Here is a 19,376-nt window from a genome sequence, read left to right as displayed (position 1 = left end):
ATGCAATTAAATGTAAATGACGCTCAGGCAATCGAAGTTTCCGAACTGACATTTGGCGGCGAATTCAACGAGACGCTGGTTCACCAGGCAGTCGTGGCCTACATGGCTGGCGGTCGTCAGGGCAGCAAGCAGCAAAAGACCCGTTCCGACGTTCGTGGTGGCGGTAAGCGCCCTTGGCGTCAGAAAGGTACTGGCCGTGCTCGTGCCGGTACTATCCGTAGCCCAATCTGGCGTGGCGGCGGTACCACTTTCGCAGCTCGTCCTCAGGATCACACTCAGAAGCTCAACAAGAAGATGTATCGCGCTGCTTTGCGCTCCATCCTTGCTGAACTGGTTCGTACTGATCGTCTGGTCGTGGTTCAGGACTTCGCTGTTGAAGCACCGAAAACCAAAGATCTGCTGAGCAAGCTGACTGGCATGGGCCTGACTGACGTCCTGATCGTGTCTGACGCTGTTGACCAGAATCTGTACCTGGCTGCTCGTAACCTGCCACACGTTGATGTACGTGATGTTCAAGGTTCCGATCCAGTTAGTCTGATCGCATACGACAAGGTGTTGATCACCGTGTCGGCCGTGAAGAAATTCGAGGAGCTGCTGGGATGAACCAGGAACGCGTATTTAAAGTTCTGCTTGGCCCGCACGTTTCCGAAAAGGCTACGGTTCTTGCAGACAAAAAAGGTCAGTTCGTTTTCAAGGTTGCTACTGACGCAACCAAGCTGGAAATCAAGAAGGCCGTCGAAAGCCTGTTCAGCGTGCAAGTAGAGCGTGTTACTACCCTGAACGTTCTGGGTAAGAGCAAGCGCACTGCTCGCGGTCTGGGCAAGCGTAATGACTGGAAGAAGGCAGTTATCTCCCTTCAGCCAGGCCAAGATCTCGATTTCAGCAGCAGTGCTGAGTAAGGAAGGGGTGCATCATGGCAATCGTTAAATGCAAACCGACTTCCCCTGGCCGCCGTTTTGTGGTCAAGGTGGTCAACCAGGAGCTGCATAAAGGCGCTCCTCACGCACCGCTGCTCGAGAAAAAATCGAAGTCTGGTGGTCGTAACAACAATGGTCGTATTACTACCCGTCATATCGGTGGTGGCCATAAGCAGCATTATCGTCTGGTCGACTTCCGTCGCAACGACAAGGATGGCATCGCTGCCACCGTCGAGCGTATCGAATACGATCCAAACCGTACTGCTCACATTGCTCTGCTGCTTTACGCAGACGGCGAGCGCCGCTACATCATCGCCCCTAAAGGCGTGAGTGCTGGCGACCAGCTGATTGCAGGTGCTCTGGCACCAATCAAGCCGGGTAACGCTCTTCAACTGCGCAACATTCCAGTTGGTAGCACCGTACACGGCATCGAACTGAAGCCAGGTAAAGGCGCACAGATCGCTCGTTCCGCTGGTGCCTCGGCACAGCTGATCGCTCGTGAAGGCGTGTACGTAACCCTGCGTCTTCGCTCCGGTGAAATGCGTAAAGTACTGTCTGAGTGCCGTGCAACGCTGGGCGAAGTCTCGAACTCCGAGCACAGCCTTCGTTCGCTGGGTAAAGCTGGTGCCAAACGCTGGCGTGGCGTTCGCCCAACCGTTCGTGGTGTTGCCATGAACCCGGTTGACCACCCACATGGTGGTGGTGAAGGTCGTACCTCTGGTGGTCGTCATCCGGTATCGCCGTGGGGCTTCCCGACTAAGGGCGCGAAGACTCGTGGTAATAAGCGTACCGACAAAATGATCGTCCGTCGTCGCAAGTAAATAGAGGGATACGACAGTGCCACGTTCTCTGAAAAAAGGTCCTTTTATTGATCTTCACCTACTGAAGAAGATCGAAGTGGCGGCGGAAAAGAACGATCGCAAACCAGTTAAAACCTGGTCGCGTCGTTCGATGATCCTGCCACAAATGGTCGGTCTGACCATTGCAGTGCATAACGGTCGTCAACATGTTCCAGTTCTCGTGAACGAAGACATGGTCGGCCATAAACTAGGCGAGTTTGCCGGTACCCGCACATATCGTGGGCACGTGGCAGACAAGAAAGCCAAGCGTTAAGGGGTAAGGAACGATGGAAGTAGCCGCTAAGTTGTCGGGCGCTCGAATCTCCGCCCAGAAAGCCCGCTTGGTCGCCGACCAGATCCGCGGGAAGAAGGTGGGCGAAGCGCTCAACCTGTTGGCTTTCAGCAGTAAGAAAGCCGCCGAGATCCTGAAGAAAGTGCTGGAGTCGGCTGTAGCCAACGCCGAGCATAACGAAGGCGCAGACGTTGATGACCTTAAGGTCTCCACCGTTTTCGTCAACGAAGGGCGTTCGCTGAAGCGCATCATGCCACGTGCTAAAGGCCGTGCTGATCGCATCGTCAAGCGGTCTTGCCATATCACTGTCAAGGTTGCTGACAAGTAACGGAGTCGAAGAGATGGGTCAGAAAGTACATCCCATTGGCATTCGCCTGGGAATCGTCAAGGAGCACACCTCCGTCTGGTACGCAGACGGTCGGACTTATGCGGACTATTTGTTCGCTGATCTGAAAGTGCGTGAGTACCTCCAAGACAAATTAAAAAGCGCGTCCGTCAGCCGTATCGATATCCATCGTCCGGCTCAGACAGCACGTATCACCATCCACACCGCTCGTCCAGGTATCGTTATCGGGAAGAAAGGTGAAGATGTTGAGAAACTGCGTCAGGACCTGACCAAGCAAATGGGTGTGCCTGTGCACATCAATATCGAAGAGATCCGTAAGCCGGAGCTCGACGGTATGCTGGTTGCGCAGAGCGTAGCTCAGCAGCTGGAGCGTCGTGTAATGTTCCGTCGCGCTATGAAGCGCGCTGTTCAGAACGCCATGCGCATTGGTGCCAAAGGCATCAAAATCCAAGTGAGCGGTCGTCTCGGCGGTGCTGAAATCGCACGTACTGAATGGTATCGCGAAGGTCGTGTGCCACTGCACACCCTGCGTGCCGACATCGACTATGCCAACTACGAAGCTCACACCACTTACGGTGTGATCGGTGTAAAGGTTTGGATCTTCAAAGGCGAAGTAATTGGTGGTCGCCAAGAAGAACTGAAACCACAAGCACCAGCGCCTCGTAAAAAAGCTGCTAAGTAAGGGGTACGCCAAATGTTGCAACCAAAGCGTACGAAGTTCCGCAAGCAGATGACCGGCCACAACCGTGGTCTGGCACTGCGCGGTAGCAAAGTCAGCTTCGGCGAGTTCGCGCTGAAGTCTGTTGCTCGTGGTCGTCTCACCGCTCGTCAAATCGAGTCAGCGCGTCGTGCTCTGACCCGTCACGTTAAACGTGGCGGCAAGATCTGGATTCGTGTGTTCCCGGACAAGCCTGTTACCAAAAAGCCACTCGAAGTTCGGATGGGTAAAGGTAAGGGTAACGTGGAGTACTGGGTTGCCCAGATTCAGCCAGGCAAAGTCCTGTATGAAATCGAGGGTGTTACTGAAGAGCTGGCGCGTGAGGCTTTCGCCCTGGCTGCTGCAAAGCTGCCGCTCGCCACCTCCTTTGTTAAGCGGACGGTGATGTGATGAAAGCGAATGAACTTCGTGAAAAATCAGCACAGCAGCTGAACGAGCAACTGCTCGGCCTGCTGCGCGACCAGTTCAATCTGCGTATGCAGAAAGCAACTGGCCAGTTGGGGCAGTCTCATCTGCTCTCGCAAGTTAAGCGTGACATCGCTCGCGTGAAAACTGTGCTCAACCAGCAGGCAGGTAAGTAATCATGGCTGAAGCCGAAAAAACTGTCCGTACGCTGACTGGCCGTGTTGTCAGCGACAAGATGGACAAGACCATCACCGTTCTGATCGAGCGTCGCGTAAAGCACCCGATCTACGGTAAATACGTTAAGCGTTCGACTAAGCTGCACGCGCACGACGAAACCAACCAATGCCATATCGGCGACAAGGTCACGATTCGTGAAACTCGTCCGGTAGCCAAGACCAAGTCTTGGGCGTTGGTTGATATCCTCGAACGCGCTGTGGAAGTCTAAGGGCTAGGGGTCGGAGAAATTATATGATTCAGACTCAATCCATGCTCGATGTGGCCGATAACAGCGGCGCACGCCGCGTTATGTGCATCAAGGTGCTGGGTGGCTCCCATCGTCGTTACGCTGGTATCGGTGACATCATCAAAGTGACCGTCAAGGAAGCAATTCCGCGCGGTAAGGTGAAAAAAGGCCAAGTGATGACTGCAGTTGTAGTCCGCACTCGCCACGGTGTTCGTCGTGCAGACGGCTCCATCATCCGCTTTGACGGCAACGCTGCTGTTCTGTTGAACAACAAGCAAGAGCCGATCGGTACTCGTATCTTTGGGCCAGTGACCCGTGAACTTCGTACTGAGAAGTTCATGAAGATCGTCTCGCTCGCCCCTGAAGTGCTTTAAGGAGATCCGACATGCAAAAGATTCGTCGTGACGACGAGATCATCGTGATCGCCGGCAAAGACAAAGGTAAGCGCGGTAAGGTGCTCAAGGTTCTCGCTGACGACCGTCTGGTCGTTGGTGGGATCAACCTGGTGAAGCGTCATACCAAGCCAAACCCGATGTCGGGCGTACAGGGCGGTATCGTCGAGAAAGAAGCGCCACTGCACGCTTCCAACGTCGCCATTTTCAACGGCGCAACCAACAAGGCTGACCGCGTTGGTTTCAAAGTTGAAGACGGCAAGAAAATTCGTGTCTTCAAGTCGACCCAAAAAGCGGTTGATGCTTGAACACTGCTAGGTAGAAGACCATGGCACGACTAAAAGAGATTTACCGGAAGGAAATCGCTCCGAAACTTAAGGAAGAACTTAAGCTTTCGAACGTGATGGAAGTTCCGCGCGTTACCAAAATCACCCTGAACATGGGTCTGGGCGAAGCGATCGGCGACAAAAAAGTCATCGAGCACGCTGTTGCTGACCTGGAAAAGATCACCGGTCAAAAAGTCGTTGTGACTTACGCTCGGAAATCCATCGCTGGCTTTAAAGTCCGCGAAGGTTGGCCGATCGGCGTCAAAGTGACTCTGCGCCGCGATCGTATGTATGAATTCCTGGATCGTCTGCTGTCGATCTCCCTGCCTCGGGTTCGCGACTTCCGCGGCCTGAATGCCAAGTCCTTCGATGGTCGTGGTAACTACAGCATGGGCGTGAAAGAGCAGATCATTTTCCCGGAAATCGACTACGACAAGATCGATGCTCTCCGCGGTCTGGACATTACCCTGACCACCACTGCCAAGAACGATGACGAAGGCCGCGCATTGCTGCGTGCTTTCAAATTCCCGTTCCGCAACTGATTGGAGTAGGAAAATGGCCAAGAAGAGCATGAAAAACCGTGAGCTGAAGCGTCAGCTCACCGTTGCCAAGTACGCCAAGAAGCGTGCAGAGCTGAAAGCTATCATCGTTGATCTGAACGCAAGTCCAGAAGCGCGTTGGGAAGCGACCGTAGCCCTGCAGAAGCAACCACGTGACGCAAGCGCTGCGCGCATGCGTAACCGTTGCCGCATCACTGGTCGTCCACACGGCGTCTACCGCAAGTTCGGCCTCGGCCGTAACAAGCTGCGTGAAGCAGCAATGCGTGGCGACGTTCCAGGTCTGGTTAAAGCCAGCTGGTAAGGCGACACCTCTCGCTTCGTTCCGCCGGCTACGCAAGTCGCCGGTCGGGATGAGGCCTGAATTTGAATCAAGCCCCTTTTGGGGCTTGATTCATTTCCGGGGTAGGACTAGAATTGCCGGCTCGCCTGAGCCCGTGTTTTTACTTGCCCGGAAGTTCTCGGCGATCAAGCTGTAGCCGCAAGGCTAATTATTTTGTTTTAGGAGCGTCTAGCCCATGAGTATGCAGGACCCGTTAGCGGACATGCTAACTCGTATCCGTAATGCCCAGATGGCTGAAAAGCCCGTCGTGAGCATGCCATCTTCCACGTTGAAGGTTGCTGTAGCAAAAGTTCTGAAGGACGAAGGCTACATTGCGGGTTATCAGATCAGCAGCGAAGTTAAATCCTCGCTGTCCATCGAGCTTAAGTACTTCGAAGGCCGTCCGGTCATCGAAGAGGTTAAGCGCGTCAGCCGCCCAGGCTTGCGTCAGTACAAGTCCTCCGATGATCTGCCGAAAGTTCGTGGCGGTCTTGGTGTGTCTATCGTCTCCACCAGTAAAGGTGTGATGACGGATCGTGCTGCGCGCGCTGCCGGTGTCGGTGGCGAAGTGCTTTGCACTGTGTTCTAAGGGGGGATAAGCATGTCACGCGTCGCTAAGAACCCCGTTAAGCTGCCATCCGGCGTCGAAGTCAAACTCGTCGGCCAGCTGCTTTCGGTGAAGGGTCCCAAGGGCACTCTAGAACTGATCATCCATTCGTCCGTTGAGGTTGAGATTGTTGAAGAAGCTGGTGAGCTGCGTTTCGCTGCTCGCAATGGCGATCAACAAACCCGCGCAATGGCAGGCACCACTCGTGCACTGGTAAACAACATGGTCCAAGGCGTGAGCCAAGGCTTCGAGCGCAAGCTCCAGCTGGTCGGTGTTGGTTACAAGGCGCAAGCAAAAGGCACGGTACTGAACCTTGCACTTGGCTTCTCGCACCCAGTGGACTACGAATTGCCGAATGGCATCACCGCTGAGACCCCCAGCCAGACCGATATCCTGATTCGCGGTATCGATAAGCAGTTGGTTGGTCAAGTGGCCGCTGAGATCCGCGACTTCCGCCGTCCTGAGCCTTACAAAGGCAAAGGTGTGCGTTACGCAGACGAAGTCGTCCGCCGTAAAGAAGCCAAGAAGAAGTAGGGCATAGCAAATGACCGTCAAAAAAGTTACCCGACTGCGTCGCGCTCGCAAAGCACGCCTGAAAATGCACGAGCTAGAAGTCGTGCGTCTCTGCGTGCACCGCTCTTCGCAGCACATTTATGCCCAGGTCATCTCGGCCGACGGCAGCAAAGTCCTGGCAAGCGCCTCGACTTTGGACAAAGAACTGCGTGATGGCGCCACTGGCAATATCGACGCGGCCACTAAGGTTGGCAAGCTGGTCGCCGAGCGCGCGAAAGCCGCGGGTGTATCGCAAGTCGCTTTCGACCGTTCTGGCTTCAAGTACCACGGCCGTGTCAAAGCGCTGGCTGATGCTGCTCGTGAAGGCGGGCTGGAGTTCTAAGTTATGTCAAATCACGACCAAAAACGCGACGAAGGCTACATCGAGAAGCTGGTTCAAGTTAACCGCGTGGCCAAAACCGTAAAAGGCGGCCGTATCTTCACTTTCACTGCGTTGACCGTAGTGGGTGATGGTAAAGGGCGCGTTGGCTTCGGCCGTGGCAAGTCACGTGAAGTGCCTGCTGCGATCCAGAAGGCGATGGAAGCTGCTCGTCGCAACATGATTCAGGTTGATCTGAACTGCACTACCCTGCAGTACGCAATGAAGTCTGCTCATGGCGCCTCGAAGGTGTACATGCAGCCTGCTTCTGAAGGTACCGGTATCATCGCTGGCGGTGCTATGCGCGCAGTGCTGGAAGTTGCTGGTGTCCAGAACGTATTGGCCAAGTGCTACGGTTCGACTAACCCGGTAAACGTGGTTCACGCCACTTTCAAGGGTTTGAAGGGCATGCAGTCTCCTGAGTCGATCGCTGCCAAACGTGGCAAGCGTGTTGAGGAGATCATCTGATCATGGCTACCGTTAAAGTAACGCTGATCAAAAGCATGACCGGCCGCATCCCTAATCACAGATTGTGCATTAAGGGTTTGGGTCTGCGTCGCATCGGTCACACTGTAGAAGTCCTGGATACTCCCGAAAATCGCGGGATGATCAACAAGGCTTACTACATGCTGCGAGTCGAGGGTTAATCGATGAAACTCAATGATCTGAGTCCAGCGCCGGGTTCCCGTCGCGAAAAGCATCGTCCGGGCCGTGGTATCGGTAGCGGTTTGGGCAAGACCGGTGGCCGTGGCCACAAAGGTCAAAGCTCCCGCTCCGGTGGCACTATTGCTCCGGGCTTTGAGGGCGGCCAACAGCCGCTGCATCGTCGCTTGCCAAAATTCGGTTTCGTTTCCCTGAAAGCCATGGACCGCGCAGAAGTGCGTCTGTCCGAGCTGGCTAAAGTGGAAGGCGACATCGTAACTGTGCAGTCCCTGAAAGATGCCAACGTGATTAACCAGAACGTTCAGCGTGTGAAAATCATGCTGTCGGGCGAAGTTACTCGCGCTGTCACTATCAAGGGTATCGCCGCCACCAAAGGTGCGCGTGCGGCTATCGAAGCAGCTGGCGGCAAGTTCGAGGAATAAATGGCTAAGCAAGGTGCTCTCTCTGCGCTCGGCAAAGGCGGTATGTCTGAACTCTGGGCTCGTCTGCGTTTTCTGTTCCTGGCGATTATCGTCTACCGAATAGGCGCACACATCCCGGTTCCAGGTATTAACCCTGACCGACTCGCAGAACTGTTTCGACAGAATGAGGGGACCATTCTTAGCTTGTTCAACATGTTTTCCGGTGGCGCGCTGGAACGGATGAGCATCTTTGCATTGGGGATCATGCCGTACATTTCGGCATCGATCATCATGCAGTTGATGACCGCCGTCAGCCCGCAACTGGAGCAGTTGAAGAAGGAAGGTGAAGCTGGCCGTCGCAAGATAAGCCAGTACACCCGCTATGGCACCGTTGTCCTGGCTCTTGTTCAAGCTATCGGCATGTCCGTTGGCCTGGCGAGTCAGGGCGTCGCGTTTTCTGGGGACCTTGGTTTCCACTTTGTGGCCGTAACTACCTTCGTGGCAGGTGCGATGTTCATGATGTGGCTGGGCGAGCAGATTACAGAGCGCGGTGTCGGCAACGGTATCTCGATGTTGATCTTCGCAGGTATCGTCGCTGGTCTTCCGAGAGCAATTGGGCAGTCTTTCGAGTCTGCGCGTCAGGGTGATATCAATATCTTCGCTCTGGTTGCTATCGGTTTGCTGGCGGTAGCGATCATCGGTTTCGTGGTGTTTATTGAGCGTGGTCAGCGTCGTATCGCTGTTCACTACGCCAAGCGTCAGCAGGGCCGCAAGGTCTTCGCTGCACAGACAAGCCACTTGCCGCTGAAAGTGAACATGGCTGGCGTTATTCCAGCCATTTTCGCGAGCAGCATTTTGCTGTTTCCGGCTTCGTTGGGGTCCTGGTTTGGTCAGTCTGAAGGTCTGGGCTGGTTGCAGGACATCTCGCAGTCGATCGCTCCTGGTCAGCCGTTGAATATTCTGCTGTTTAGTGCAGGGATTATTTTCTTCTGCTTCTTCTATACGGCGTTGATGTTCAATCCGAAAGACGTAGCGGAAAACCTGAAGAAGTCCGGTGCCTTTATTCCGGGTATTCGTCCAGGCGAGCAGTCGGCGCGCTATATTGATGGCGTTTTGACTCGCTTGACCATGTTCGGTGCTTTATATATGACGGCCGTGTGCCTGCTTCCCCAGTTTCTGGTGGTTGCGGCAAACGTACCGTTCTACCTTGGCGGGACCTCGTTGCTGATCGTGGTCGTGGTTGTGATGGACTTTATGTCGCAAGTGCAATCTCACCTCGTTTCGCACCAGTATGAATCCCTGATGAAGAAAGCCAACCTGAAGGGCTACGGTGGCAGCGGCGGTATGCTGCGCTGAAGCACCCCTAAGGTTCGAGGAGTTGGTGATGAAAGTTCGTGCATCGGTGAAAAAGCTGTGCCGTAACTGCAAGATTATTCGCCGCGAAGGTGTGGTTCGAGTAATTTGCAGCGCGGAACCACGTCATAAGCAGCGCCAAGGCTGATTGTGATTTGTGCTTAAGCCCAGCAGCTAGTGCGCTGCTGGGTTGATTATTTGTTACTACAGCGATATTATCTCGCGCCCTATTTCTTGGCTTCCGGGGCGTAGGTAGCTGTCAATTGGAGTCCCACTGAATGGCCCGTATTGCAGGCGTTAACATTCCAGATAACAAGCATACTGTTATCTCGCTGACCTACATCTATGGTGTTGGTCGCACCACTGCACAGAAAATTTGTGCAACCACCGGTGTAAACCCGGCGGTGAAAATCAAAGATCTGAGCGACGAGCAGATTGAACAGCTGCGTGGCGAAGTGGCGAAGTTCACCACTGAAGGTGACCTGCGTCGCGAAATCAACATGAAAATCAAGCGCTTGATGGACCTGGGCTGCTACCGCGGTCTGCGTCATCGTCGTGGTCTTCCAGTACGCGGTCAGCGTACCAAGACCAACGCGCGTACTCGCAAAGGTCCGCGTAAGCCGATCCGCAAGTAATCGCACCAGCGCAACGACAGGAATTTAGTCATGGCAAAACCTGCTGCTCGTCCTCGTAAAAAAGTTAAAAAGACAGTGGTTGATGGCATCGCCCACATCCACGCGTCGTTTAACAACACAATCGTCACCATTACCGATCGTCAAGGTAACGCTCTTTCGTGGGCTACCTCCGGCGGTTCGGGTTTCCGTGGTTCGCGCAAGTCCACCCCGTTCGCTGCTCAAGTAGCTGCTGAGCGTGCTGGTCAAGCTGCGCTGGAGTACGGTCTGAAGAACCTCGACGTCAATGTCAAGGGTCCAGGCCCAGGTCGTGAATCCGCTGTCCGTGCATTGAACGGCTGTGGCTATAAGATCGCCAGCATCACCGACGTGACGCCAATCCCGCACAACGGGTGCCGTCCGCCGAAGAAGCGCCGCGTGTAATCCAGGAGACTGTAAGAAATGGCTCGTTACATTGGTCCAAAATGCAAACTTGCTCGTCGTGAAGGCACCGATCTCTTTCTGAAGAGCGGCGTTCGCGCTATCGAATCCAAGTGCAACATCGAAGCAGCTCCAGGTATCCACGGCCAACGCCGCGGTCGCCAGTCCGATTACGGTACTCAGCTGCGTGAAAAGCAAAAAGTCCGTCGTATCTACGGCGTTCTCGAGCGTCAGTTCAGCGGCTACTACAAAGAAGCCGCCGGCAAGAAAGGTGCAACAGGCGAGAACCTGCTGCAACTGCTCGAATGCCGTCTGGACAACGTTGTATACCGCATGGGCTTCGGCTCGACGCGTGCCGAATCCCGTCAATTGGTTTCGCACAAGTCGGTCAGCGTAAACGGCAAAACCGTTAACGTTCCTTCTTATCAGGTTCGTGCTGGCGACGTTGTTGCTATCCGCGAAAAAGCTAAGAATCAGCTGCGTATTGTCCAGGCTCTCGATCTGTGTGCCCAACGTGGCCGCGTAGAATGGGTAGAAGTAGACACTGAGAAGAAATCGGGCGTTTTCAAGAACGTTCCAGCTCGCAGTGATCTATCCGCCGACATCAACGAAAGCCTGATTGTCGAGCTCTACTCCAAGTAAGGGCTAGAAAATAGGTGCATCCATGCAGATTTCGGTAAATGAGTTCCTGACACCCCGCCATATTGATGTGCAGGTTGTCAGTCCAACCCGCGCCAAGATCACTCTCGAGCCTCTCGAGCGTGGTTTCGGCCATACCCTGGGCAACGCGCTTCGCCGCATTTTGTTGTCCTCCATGCCCGGCTGTGCAGTAGTCGAGGCCGAGATTGACGGTGTACTCCATGAGTACAGCGCCATCGAAGGTGTACAGGAAGACGTCATTGAAATCCTGTTGAACCTTAAAGGTCTGGCTATCAAGCTGCACGGTCGAGACGAAGTTACGCTGACCTTGTCGAAGAAGGGTTCGGGGGTGGTTACCGCTGCCGATATTCAGCTGGATCATGATGTCGAGATCGTTAACCCCGATCACGTAATCGCTAACCTGGCGTCTAACGGCGTCTTGAACATGAAGCTCACCGTAGCTCGTGGTCGTGGTTATGAGCCGGCAGACTCGCGTCAAAGCGATGAAGACGAAAGCCGCAGCATTGGTCGCTTGCAGCTTGACTCTTCGTTCAGCCCGGTTCGCCGTATCGCATACGTGGTGGAAAACGCCCGTGTCGAGCAGCGTACTAACCTGGACAAGCTGGTTATTGATCTGGAAACCAACGGTACTCTGGACCCTGAAGAGGCTATCCGTCGCGCTGCAACCATCCTGCAACAGCAGCTGGCTGCGTTCGTGGACCTCAAAGGCGACAGCGAACCAGTGGTAATCGAACAGGAAGACGAGATCGATCCGATCCTGCTTCGTCCGGTTGACGATTTGGAACTGACCGTGCGTTCGGCCAACTGCCTTAAGGCGGAGAACATCTACTACATCGGCGATCTGATTCAGCGCACCGAAGTAGAGCTGTTGAAGACTCCGAACCTGGGCAAGAAATCCTTGACCGAGATCAAGGACGTTCTGGCTTCTCGTGGTCTCTCCCTCGGCATGCGCCTCGACAACTGGCCGCCGGCAAGTCTTAAGAAGGACGACAAGGCTACGGCCTGATCGTCGTAATCACCGAACGCGAGTTTGGTAAGGAATGAACCATGCGTCATCGTAAAAGTGGACGTCACCTGAGCCGTACCAGCTCTCACCGTAAAGCCATGTTTCAAAACATGGCGGTGTCGCTGTTCGAGCACGAGCTGATCAAAACTACCCTGCCGAAAGCCAAGGAACTGCGTCGCGTTGCCGAGCCGCTGATCACCCTGGCCAAGGAAGACAGCGTTGCTAACCGTCGTCTGGCTTTCGACCGTACTCGTTCGAAAGAAATCGTCGGCAAGCTGTTCAACGATCTGGGCAAGCGCTATGCAACCCGTCAGGGCGGCTACCTGCGTATCCTCAAGTGCGGTTTCCGCGCTGGCGACAACGCGCCAATGGCGTACGTCGAGTTGGTTGATCGTCCTGTCGGTGGCTCTGTAGAACCCGCTGAATAAGACATCAGTTTGAACAAGAAACCGGGCCTTGCGCCCGGTTTTTTGTTGTCTGGGATTTAAAAAACCTATCGATAGTCATGGCTTAATGAATTCGACGCTGCAATAGTTTTCCACAATACTTCCTCTCAAGCCAATCAACCGGCTATACAACCAGAGGAAGACTTACATGAGTCAGAAGACCCTTACGACCGCCAGCGGTGCACCAGTCGCCGACAATCAGAATTCTCGCTCGGCAGGCCCGCGTGGTCCTTTACTGCTCGATGATTTCCACCTGATCGAAAAGCTCGCTCATTTCAACCGTGAGAATATTCCGGAGCGTCGTGTCCACGCCAAAGGATCGGGTGCTCATGGAACGTTCACCGTTACCCGTGATATCAGCCAATACAGCAGCGCCAAGCTGTTCGACACGGTCGGCAAGCAGACCCCGATTTTTCTGCGTTTCTCCACTGTAGGTGGTGAGCGTGGTTCGGCGGATACTGAACGTGATCCGCGCGGCTTTGCAATCAAGTTTTACACCGAGGAAGGTAACTGGTACATCGTGGGTAACAACACGCCAGTGTTCTTTATCCGTGACCCTCTGAAATTTCCTGACTTCATTCACACGCAGAAACGTCTTCCGCAAACCAACCTGAAAAGCCCGCAAATGATGTGGGATTTCTGGTCGCATTCGCCTGAAGCGCTGCACCAGGTCACTATTCTGTTCTCGGACCGAGGCATTCCGGACGGCTATCGTCACATGCACGGTTTTGGTAGCCATACGTACAGCCTTATCAGCGCAGCAGGTGAGCGTCATTGGGTGAAGTGGCACTACAAGACCCGGCAGGGCATCAAGAACCTCACGCCAGCCGAGGCTGCGCGCATTGCGGGTACTGATCCCGATTACGCCCAGCGCGATCTGTTCACTGCTATCGAGAGGGGTGACTTCCCCAAGTGGCAGGTCTGCATTCAGCTGATGAGCGAAGCCCAGGCTGCGAACCACCACGAGAACCCGTTCGACGTGACCAAGACCTGGTCGCAGAAGGAATATCCGCTGATTGAAGTAGGTGAACTGGAGCTTAACCGTAACCCGCTCAACTACTTTGCCGAGGTTGAGCAAGCAGCGTTTGGTCCCAGCAATATGGTGCCCGGGGTTGGCTTGTCACCGGACCGCATGCTGCAAGGGCGGGTGTTTGCTTACGCCGATGCACATCGCTATCGCGTAGGTACCAATCACCAGCAATTGCCGATCAATGCACCGAGAAACCCAGTGCATAGCTACCAGCGTGACGGGTCGATGGCCTTCGGTACCAATGGCGGGGCGGCTCCGAACTATGAGCCAAACAGCTATTCGGATGCGCCGAAGGAAGATCCGCGCTACGCAGAACCTGCGCTGGCTTTGAGTGGTGCCGCAGGTCGTCATGATCATCGCGTGGACGGCGATTACTACAGTCAGGCGGGCAAGTTGTTCAACCTGATGAGCGATGATCAAAAAGCGCTGCTGATCAGTAACATTGCCGGCGCGATGGGGGGTGTTTCCAGTGACATCGTGCAGCGTCAGTTGCAGCATTTCTACAGGGCTGACCCGGCCTACGGGGAAGGCATTGCCAACGCTCTGGGTATAAAACTGGGCTGAGTCGAAGTGAGAAACAGAACCGCCCTCATTTGGGCGGTTTTTCGCTTCTTAACGGCGTAATTTCGCCACTTTTCGTCGGTTTATTGCGTTTTTCTCAGTGACCTTGCGCGGCGCTTGGTTCAAACTATCGGCTTTGAAGCAGGAGTCTGGTGCGATGCAAGGCCACCCCGAAGTAATCGATTATCTCAACACGTTGCTCACGGGCGAACTGGCGGCTCGTGACCAATATTTCGTTCACTCACGCATGTACGAAGACTGGGGCTTTTCGAAGCTCTATGAGCGTATCAACCACGAGATGGAAGAAGAGGCGCAACACGCTGATGCGCTGATGCGTCGTATCCTGATGCTTGAAGGTACGCCACGCATGCGTCCGGATGATCTGGATGTCGGCACCACAGTGCCTGAGATGCTCGCCAGCGATCTGCGTCTGGAATACAAGGTTCGTGCTGCGCTTTGCAAGGGCATCGAGCTCTGTGAGCTGCACGGTGACTACGTGACCCGTGAAATCCTGCGTGTGCAACTGGCCGATACGGAAGAAGACCACACTTATTGGCTTGAACAGCAGATGGGCTTGATCAAGTCCATCGGCCTGCAGAATTACCTGCAATCGCAGTTCTGATTCGGCAGCCATAAAAAAAGCTCCTGCACTTGCGTGACAGGAGCTTTTTTGTACCTGGGTCTGACCGAAACCAGACCCGTTTTCGCAACGCCGGTTAAGCCCTGTCTCTGATCAACAGAGGCTTCAGGTAATGCCCGGTGTACGACTGCTCCATCTCGGCGACCTGTTCAGGTGTGCCGGTCGCAATGATCTGCCCGCCTCTTGAACCGCCTTCCGGCCCCAGGTCCACCAGCCAGTCGGCCGTCTTGATGACATCCAGGTTGTGCTCGATCACCACCACCGTGTTGCCGTGGTCGCGTAAGCGATGCAATACATCCAGCAACTGCTGAATATCCGCAAAGTGCAGGCCCGTGGTCGGCTCGTCGAGGATGTACAGCGTTTTGCCAGTGTCGCGCTTGGACAGCTCGCGTGACAGCTTGACCCGTTGCGCCTCACCGCCTGACAGGGTTGTCGCCGATTGCCCCAGCTTGATATAGGAAAGTCCTACATCCATCAGGGTTTGCAGCTTGCGCGCCAGTGCAGGAACGGCGTCGAAGAACTCTCGAGCTTCCTCGATGGTCATTTCCAGCACTTCGTGTACGTTCTTGCCTTTGTACTTGATCTCAAGCGTTTCGCGGTTGTAACGCTTGCTCTTGCACACATCGCAGGGCACGTAGATGTCCGGCAGAAAGTGCATCTCGACCTTGATCAGCCCGTCGCCTTGGCACGCCTCGCAGCGTCCACCCTTGACGTTGAACGAGAACCGTCCCGGACCGTAGCCCCGTGAACGCGATTCCGGTACACCGGCAAACAATTCACGAATCGGCGTGAACAGCCCGGTATAGGTCGCCGGGTTGGAGCGCGGCGTACGACCAATAGGGCTCTGGTCAATGTCGACGACCTTGTCCAGATGCTGCAGGCCATTGATGCTGTCGTGGGCGGCCGCCTCAAGCGTCGTGGCACCGTTCAGCGCCGTAGCGCTCAGCGGAAACAGTGTGTTGTTGATCAGCGTCGACTTGCCCGACCCGGAAACACCCGTCACGCAGGTCAGCAGACCAATCGGAATATCGAGATTGACGTTCTGCAGGTTGTTGTCACGCGCACCTTTGAGCGTCAGCGAGAGCTTTTTGTTACGCGGCGTTCGCTTGGCGGGTACAGCAATCTTCACACGGCCCGACAGGTACTTGCCGGTCAGTGAGTCGGGATGCGACATCACTTCGTCCGGCGTACCTTCGGCAACGATATGACCACCATGCACACCCGCGCCCGGTCCGATGTCGACCACATAGTCGGCCAGGCGAATCGCATCTTCATCGTGCTCGACCACAATCACGGTGTTGCCTATGTCGCGCAGGTGCTTGAGCGTGCCCAGCAAACGATCATTATCGCGCTGGTGCAGGCCAATGGACGGCTCATCGAGGATGTACATCACCCCGACCAGGCCCGCGCCGATCTGGCTGGCCAGGCGGATACGCTGAGCCTCACCGCCGGACAGGGTGTCCGCGCTGCGATCCAGTGTCAGGTAATCCAGCCCGACATTGACCAGAAACTGCAGACGCTCACGGATTTCCTTGAGAATCTTGTCGGCAATTTCGCCGCGCCGTCCGGTCAGCTTGAGCGTTTCGAAGTAATGCGTGGCGTCGCCAATCGGCAGATTGGTCACCGCAGGCAAGGTCTTTTCGCCTACCCACACATGGCGCGCCTCACGACGCAAGCGGGTACCTCGGCAATCAGGGCAGGGCTGCGTGCCCAGAAACTTGGCCAGCTCTTCACGCACAGTCGCTGATTCGGTTTCCCGGTAGCGACGTTCCAGATTCGGCACGATGCCTTCGAACGGGTGCGCGCGCTTGACGATATCGCCGCGGTCGTTCAGATAGCGGAAGTCGACACTCTGCGAGCCGCTGCCGTTGAGCAGAACTTTCTGCATGTCGGCCGGGATTTCTTTGAACGGCACTTCCAGACTGAAACCGTAGTGCTTGGATAGCGACCCCAGCATCTGGAAGTAATAGACGTTACGCCTGTCCCAGCCTCGTATCGCGCCTTCGGCAAGTGTCAGTTCGGCATTTACCAGTCGCTTGATATCAAAGAACTGCTTTACGCCCAGACCGTCGCAGGTCGGGCATGCGCCGGCCGGGTTGTTGAAGGAGAACAGCTTCGGCTCCAGCTCACTGATCGCATGGCCACAGATCGGGCAGGCGAAGCGGGCAGAGAAAATCACTTCTTCGCCCGGTTCATCGTCCATGGGCGCGACCAGCGCAATGCCGTCGGCCAGCTTCAAGGCGGTTTCAAAGGATTCCGCCAGGCGCTGCTGCAGATCGGCGCGGACCTTGAAACGGTCCACGACCACATCAATCGAGTGCTTCTTCTGCTTGTCCAGCTTCGGCAGCTCATCCAGCTCACACAGCTTGCCGTTGACCCGCGCGCGAACAAAACCTTGCGCGCGCAGCTCTTCAAAGACCGACAGATGTTCACCCTTGCGCTCACGGATAACCGGCGCAAGCAGCATCAACTTGCTGCCTTCGGGCTGGGTCAACACGAGATCGACCATCTGGCTGACGGTCTGCGCTTCCAGCGGGATGTCGTGGTCCGGGCAGCGAGGCTGTCCGACGCGCGCATACAAAAGACGCAGGTAGTCGTAGATTTCAGTGATCGTACCCACGGTCGAGCGCGGGTTATGCGAAGTAGACTTCTGCTCGATGGAAATCGCCGGCGACAGACCTTCGATCGTGTCGACGTCCGGTTTTTCCATCATCGACAGGAACTGCCGGGCGTAGGCAGACAGCGACTCGACATAACGGCGTTGCCCTTCGGCGTACAGCGTATCGAAAGCCAGTGAAGACTTGCCTGAGCCGGAGAGCCCGGTGATAACGATCAGTTTGTCGCGGGGAAGTGTCAGGTCAATATTTTTCAGGTTGTGGGTTCGTGCCCCACGTATCAGGATCTTGTCCACTGCGGCCTCGCTTGGCGGGCATAAACGACGGAGTATAAGGCTCCGAGCCATTACGCGGCAAAGCGTCGCGTATGTGCTGTACAACGATGGGACTGGTAGAATCGCCGCCGGTTCACACGAGGTTATTCCATGCAAGATACCCACAGCGAGCGTATGAGTAGCGGCGAGACCCGCGCAGCAGGCGGTCTGGCCCTGGTGTTCGCGTTCCGCATGCTTGGCATGTTCATGGTTTTGCCGGTTCTGGCAACCTACGGCATGGACCTGGCGGGCGCGAGCCCTGCACTGATCGGTCTGGCGATTGGCGCTTATGGCCTGACCCAGGCAGTGCTGCAGATTCCGTTTGGGATCATTTCCGACCGTATCGGACGGCGACCGGTTATTTATCTCGGCCTGATCATTTTTGCGATTGGCAGCGTGGTGGCGGCAAATGCCGATTCGATCTGGGGAATCATCGCCGGGCGCATCCTGCAGGGTGCCGGCGCGATTTCCGCCGCGGTCATGGCCTTGCTCTCTGACCTGACCCGCGAACAGCATCGCACCAAGGCCATGGCCATGATCGGCATGACCATCGGCCTGTCGTTCGCCATCGCCATGGTCGTCGGCCCGGTCATCACCGGCATGTTTGGCCTTTCGGGATTGTTCCTGGCCACAGGCGGTATGGCCTTGCTGGGTCTTCTGATCGTCGCATTTGTGGTGCCCAAAGCCAATGGCCCGTTGATGCACCGCGAATCCGGAGTTGCCAGGCAGGCACTTGGGGCGACGTTGCGTCATCCGGACCTGCTGCGCCTGGATTTGGGTATCTTCGTGTTGCATGCGATGCTCATGTCCAGCTTCGTGGCCTTGCCGCTGGCGCTGGTCGAAAAAGCCGGTTTGCCCAAGGAAGAGCACTGGTGGGTCTACCTGACCGCCTTGCTGGTTTCCTTCTTCGCGATGATCCCGTTCATCATCTACGGCGAGAAGAAACGTCAAATGAAGCGCGTTCTGCTGGGCGCCGTCACAGTTTTAATGCTGGCTGAGCTATTCTTCTGGGCATACGGCGACACGTTGCGGGCACTGGTCATCGGGACAGTGGTATTCTTCACGGCGTTCAACCTGCTGGAAGCGTCCCTGCCATCACTGATCAGCAAGGTTTCACCGGCTGGCGGAAAAGGCACGGCGATGGGAGTTTATTCCACCAGCCAGTTTCTTGGTTCGGCCGCAGGTGGGATACTGGGCGGCTGGTTGTTCCAGCACGGTGGGCTCGATGTGGTGTTCCTGGGTGGTGCAGCCATGGCCGCCGTCTGGCTCGCCTTTGCAGTGACCATGCGAGAACCGCCTTACGTGACCAGCCTACGTCTGCCGTTGTCGCCGCAGGCGCAGCGTGAAGCAGGCCTGGCAGAGCGTTTGATGTCCGTAGCAGGCGTGACAGATGCAGTGGTGGTTGCTGAAGAGGCGGCCATCTACATAAAACTCGACACAAAATTATTGGATCGCGCCTCTCTTGAAAAGCTGGTCAATCCAGCGTCAGAAGCGTGCGAAGCCTATGACTAGGGCCAATT

Annotated in this window: 30 protein-coding genes; 29 read left to right on the top strand and 1 reads right to left on the bottom strand. The window is 55.5% G+C overall.

All coding sequences use genetic code 11. The features are described from left to right. The 28 genes from rplD (at position 1) to bfr (ending at position 14,909) form a co-directional block, all read left to right on the top strand. A complete protein-coding gene (gene rplD / locus FFH21_RS24580; RefSeq protein WP_004658289.1) occupies positions 1-603 on the top strand; it encodes a 50S ribosomal protein L4 in 603 nt (200 codons plus the stop codon). Further along, entirely contained in the window at positions 600-899 is a 300-nt protein-coding gene (gene rplW / locus FFH21_RS24575; RefSeq protein ID WP_011169628.1) for a 50S ribosomal protein L23, read from the top strand. Before rplD ends, rplW begins: the two co-directional genes overlap by 4 nt. 14 nt (positions 900-913) lie before the next feature. After that, positions 914-1,738, top strand: a complete 825-nt coding sequence (rplB, locus tag FFH21_RS24570; RefSeq protein ID WP_003317104.1) for a 50S ribosomal protein L2 — start codon at positions 914-916, stop codon at positions 1,736-1,738. Between the two features lie 16 nt (positions 1,739-1,754). After that, positions 1,755-2,030 (top strand): 30S ribosomal protein S19, encoded by a 276-nt coding sequence (gene rpsS, locus FFH21_RS24565; RefSeq protein ID WP_002555486.1) that lies wholly within the window; start codon positions 1,755-1,757, stop codon positions 2,028-2,030. Between the two features lie 13 nt (positions 2,031-2,043). Next, on the top strand, positions 2,044-2,376 hold the full coding sequence (rplV, locus tag FFH21_RS24560) for a 50S ribosomal protein L22 (RefSeq protein ID WP_002555485.1): 333 nt from the start codon (positions 2,044-2,046) through the stop codon (positions 2,374-2,376). Between the two features lie 13 nt (positions 2,377-2,389). Continuing rightward, complete coding sequence (gene rpsC / locus FFH21_RS24555; protein WP_003176422.1) at positions 2,390-3,076, top strand: 30S ribosomal protein S3; 687 nt, start codon at positions 2,390-2,392, stop codon at positions 3,074-3,076. 12 nt (positions 3,077-3,088) lie between these two features. Then, positions 3,089-3,502 carry a 50S ribosomal protein L16 gene (gene rplP, locus FFH21_RS24550; protein ID WP_002555482.1) on the top strand — a complete coding sequence of 138 codons (414 nt, stop codon included), beginning with the start codon at positions 3,089-3,091 and terminating at the stop codon, positions 3,500-3,502. After that, entirely contained in the window at positions 3,502-3,693 is a 192-nt protein-coding gene (gene rpmC, locus FFH21_RS24545; RefSeq protein ID WP_002555481.1) for a 50S ribosomal protein L29, read from the top strand. Before rplP ends, rpmC begins: the two co-directional genes overlap by 1 nt. A gap of 2 nt (positions 3,694-3,695) precedes the next feature. Further along, the gene (gene rpsQ / locus FFH21_RS24540) at positions 3,696-3,962 is read left to right on the top strand and encodes a 30S ribosomal protein S17 (protein WP_002555480.1); all 267 of its coding nucleotides are present in this window, start codon (positions 3,696-3,698) and stop codon (positions 3,960-3,962) included. A 23-nt stretch (positions 3,963-3,985) separates the two neighbouring features. Then, positions 3,986-4,354, top strand: a complete 369-nt coding sequence (rplN, locus tag FFH21_RS24535) for a 50S ribosomal protein L14 (RefSeq protein WP_002555479.1) — start codon at positions 3,986-3,988, stop codon at positions 4,352-4,354. 11 nt (positions 4,355-4,365) lie between these two features. After that, complete coding sequence (rplX, locus tag FFH21_RS24530; protein ID WP_002555478.1) at positions 4,366-4,680, top strand: 50S ribosomal protein L24; 315 nt, start codon at positions 4,366-4,368, stop codon at positions 4,678-4,680. A gap of 20 nt (positions 4,681-4,700) precedes the next feature. Then, positions 4,701-5,240, top strand: coding sequence for a 50S ribosomal protein L5 (gene rplE / locus FFH21_RS24525; RefSeq protein ID WP_002555477.1), 540 nt, complete (start codon positions 4,701-4,703; stop codon positions 5,238-5,240). Between the two features lie 13 nt (positions 5,241-5,253). After that, positions 5,254-5,559, top strand: a complete 306-nt coding sequence (gene rpsN / locus FFH21_RS24520; protein WP_002555476.1) for a 30S ribosomal protein S14 — start codon at positions 5,254-5,256, stop codon at positions 5,557-5,559. A 214-nt stretch (positions 5,560-5,773) separates the two neighbouring features. Then, positions 5,774-6,166 carry a 30S ribosomal protein S8 gene (rpsH, locus tag FFH21_RS24515; protein ID WP_002555475.1) on the top strand — a complete coding sequence of 131 codons (393 nt, stop codon included), beginning with the start codon at positions 5,774-5,776 and terminating at the stop codon, positions 6,164-6,166. Positions 6,167-6,178: 12 nt separating this feature from the next. Further along, positions 6,179-6,718, top strand: a complete 540-nt coding sequence (gene rplF, locus FFH21_RS24510; RefSeq protein ID WP_004658293.1) for a 50S ribosomal protein L6 — start codon at positions 6,179-6,181, stop codon at positions 6,716-6,718. A gap of 10 nt (positions 6,719-6,728) precedes the next feature. After that, positions 6,729-7,079, top strand: a complete 351-nt coding sequence (rplR, locus tag FFH21_RS24505) for a 50S ribosomal protein L18 (protein ID WP_002555473.1) — start codon at positions 6,729-6,731, stop codon at positions 7,077-7,079. A 3-nt stretch (positions 7,080-7,082) separates the two neighbouring features. Continuing rightward, a complete protein-coding gene (gene rpsE / locus FFH21_RS24500) occupies positions 7,083-7,583 on the top strand; it encodes a 30S ribosomal protein S5 (protein WP_011169627.1) in 501 nt (166 codons plus the stop codon). A gap of 2 nt (positions 7,584-7,585) precedes the next feature. Continuing rightward, positions 7,586-7,762, top strand: coding sequence for a 50S ribosomal protein L30 (gene rpmD, locus FFH21_RS24495; RefSeq protein WP_002555471.1), 177 nt, complete (start codon positions 7,586-7,588; stop codon positions 7,760-7,762). A gap of 3 nt (positions 7,763-7,765) precedes the next feature. Beyond that, on the top strand, positions 7,766-8,200 hold the full coding sequence (gene rplO / locus FFH21_RS24490) for a 50S ribosomal protein L15 (protein WP_002555470.1): 435 nt from the start codon (positions 7,766-7,768) through the stop codon (positions 8,198-8,200). After that, a complete protein-coding gene (gene secY, locus FFH21_RS24485) occupies positions 8,201-9,535 on the top strand; it encodes a preprotein translocase subunit SecY (RefSeq protein WP_002555469.1) in 1,335 nt (444 codons plus the stop codon). 28 nt (positions 9,536-9,563) lie between these two features. Further along, positions 9,564-9,680: a 50S ribosomal protein L36 gene (gene rpmJ / locus FFH21_RS24480; RefSeq protein ID WP_002555468.1), complete on the top strand. Its 117-nt coding sequence runs from the start codon at positions 9,564-9,566 to the stop codon at positions 9,678-9,680. Positions 9,681-9,810: 130 nt separating this feature from the next. Beyond that, positions 9,811-10,167 carry a 30S ribosomal protein S13 gene (gene rpsM / locus FFH21_RS24475; RefSeq protein WP_002555467.1) on the top strand — a complete coding sequence of 119 codons (357 nt, stop codon included), beginning with the start codon at positions 9,811-9,813 and terminating at the stop codon, positions 10,165-10,167. Between the two features lie 30 nt (positions 10,168-10,197). After that, positions 10,198-10,587 carry a 30S ribosomal protein S11 gene (gene rpsK, locus FFH21_RS24470; protein WP_002555466.1) on the top strand — a complete coding sequence of 130 codons (390 nt, stop codon included), beginning with the start codon at positions 10,198-10,200 and terminating at the stop codon, positions 10,585-10,587. Positions 10,588-10,605: 18 nt separating this feature from the next. Next, positions 10,606-11,226 (top strand): 30S ribosomal protein S4, encoded by a 621-nt coding sequence (rpsD, locus tag FFH21_RS24465; RefSeq protein ID WP_002555465.1) that lies wholly within the window; start codon positions 10,606-10,608, stop codon positions 11,224-11,226. A gap of 22 nt (positions 11,227-11,248) precedes the next feature. Next, positions 11,249-12,250: a DNA-directed RNA polymerase subunit alpha gene (gene rpoA / locus FFH21_RS24460; protein WP_002555464.1), complete on the top strand. Its 1,002-nt coding sequence runs from the start codon at positions 11,249-11,251 to the stop codon at positions 12,248-12,250. A gap of 41 nt (positions 12,251-12,291) precedes the next feature. Continuing rightward, positions 12,292-12,678 carry a 50S ribosomal protein L17 gene (gene rplQ, locus FFH21_RS24455; RefSeq protein WP_011169626.1) on the top strand — a complete coding sequence of 129 codons (387 nt, stop codon included), beginning with the start codon at positions 12,292-12,294 and terminating at the stop codon, positions 12,676-12,678. A gap of 166 nt (positions 12,679-12,844) precedes the next feature. Next, positions 12,845-14,290 (top strand): catalase, encoded by a 1,446-nt coding sequence (locus tag FFH21_RS24450; protein ID WP_011169625.1) that lies wholly within the window; start codon positions 12,845-12,847, stop codon positions 14,288-14,290. A gap of 154 nt (positions 14,291-14,444) precedes the next feature. Continuing rightward, complete coding sequence (gene bfr / locus FFH21_RS24445; RefSeq protein ID WP_002555461.1) at positions 14,445-14,909, top strand: bacterioferritin; 465 nt, start codon at positions 14,445-14,447, stop codon at positions 14,907-14,909. Between the two features lie 94 nt (positions 14,910-15,003). On the opposite strand, the gene uvrA is transcribed toward bfr, so the two are convergent. Beyond that, the gene (gene uvrA, locus FFH21_RS24440; protein ID WP_011169624.1) at positions 15,004-17,838 is read right to left on the bottom strand and encodes an excinuclease ABC subunit UvrA; all 2,835 of its coding nucleotides are present in this window, start codon (positions 17,836-17,838) and stop codon (positions 15,004-15,006) included. A 129-nt stretch (positions 17,839-17,967) separates the two neighbouring features. On the opposite strand from uvrA, the gene FFH21_RS24435 reads away from it, so the two are divergent. After that, complete coding sequence (locus FFH21_RS24435; protein WP_011169623.1) at positions 17,968-19,368, top strand: MFS transporter; 1,401 nt, start codon at positions 17,968-17,970, stop codon at positions 19,366-19,368. The last annotated feature ends 8 nt before the right edge of the window (positions 19,369-19,376 follow it).

Origin of the sequence: Pseudomonas sp. KBS0707, from assembly GCF_005937945.2 — a bacterium.
In the GTDB taxonomy this organism is placed as follows: domain Bacteria; phylum Pseudomonadota; class Gammaproteobacteria; order Pseudomonadales; family Pseudomonadaceae; genus Aquipseudomonas; species Aquipseudomonas amygdali.
This window is presented reverse-complemented; position numbering and strand designations above follow the sequence as displayed.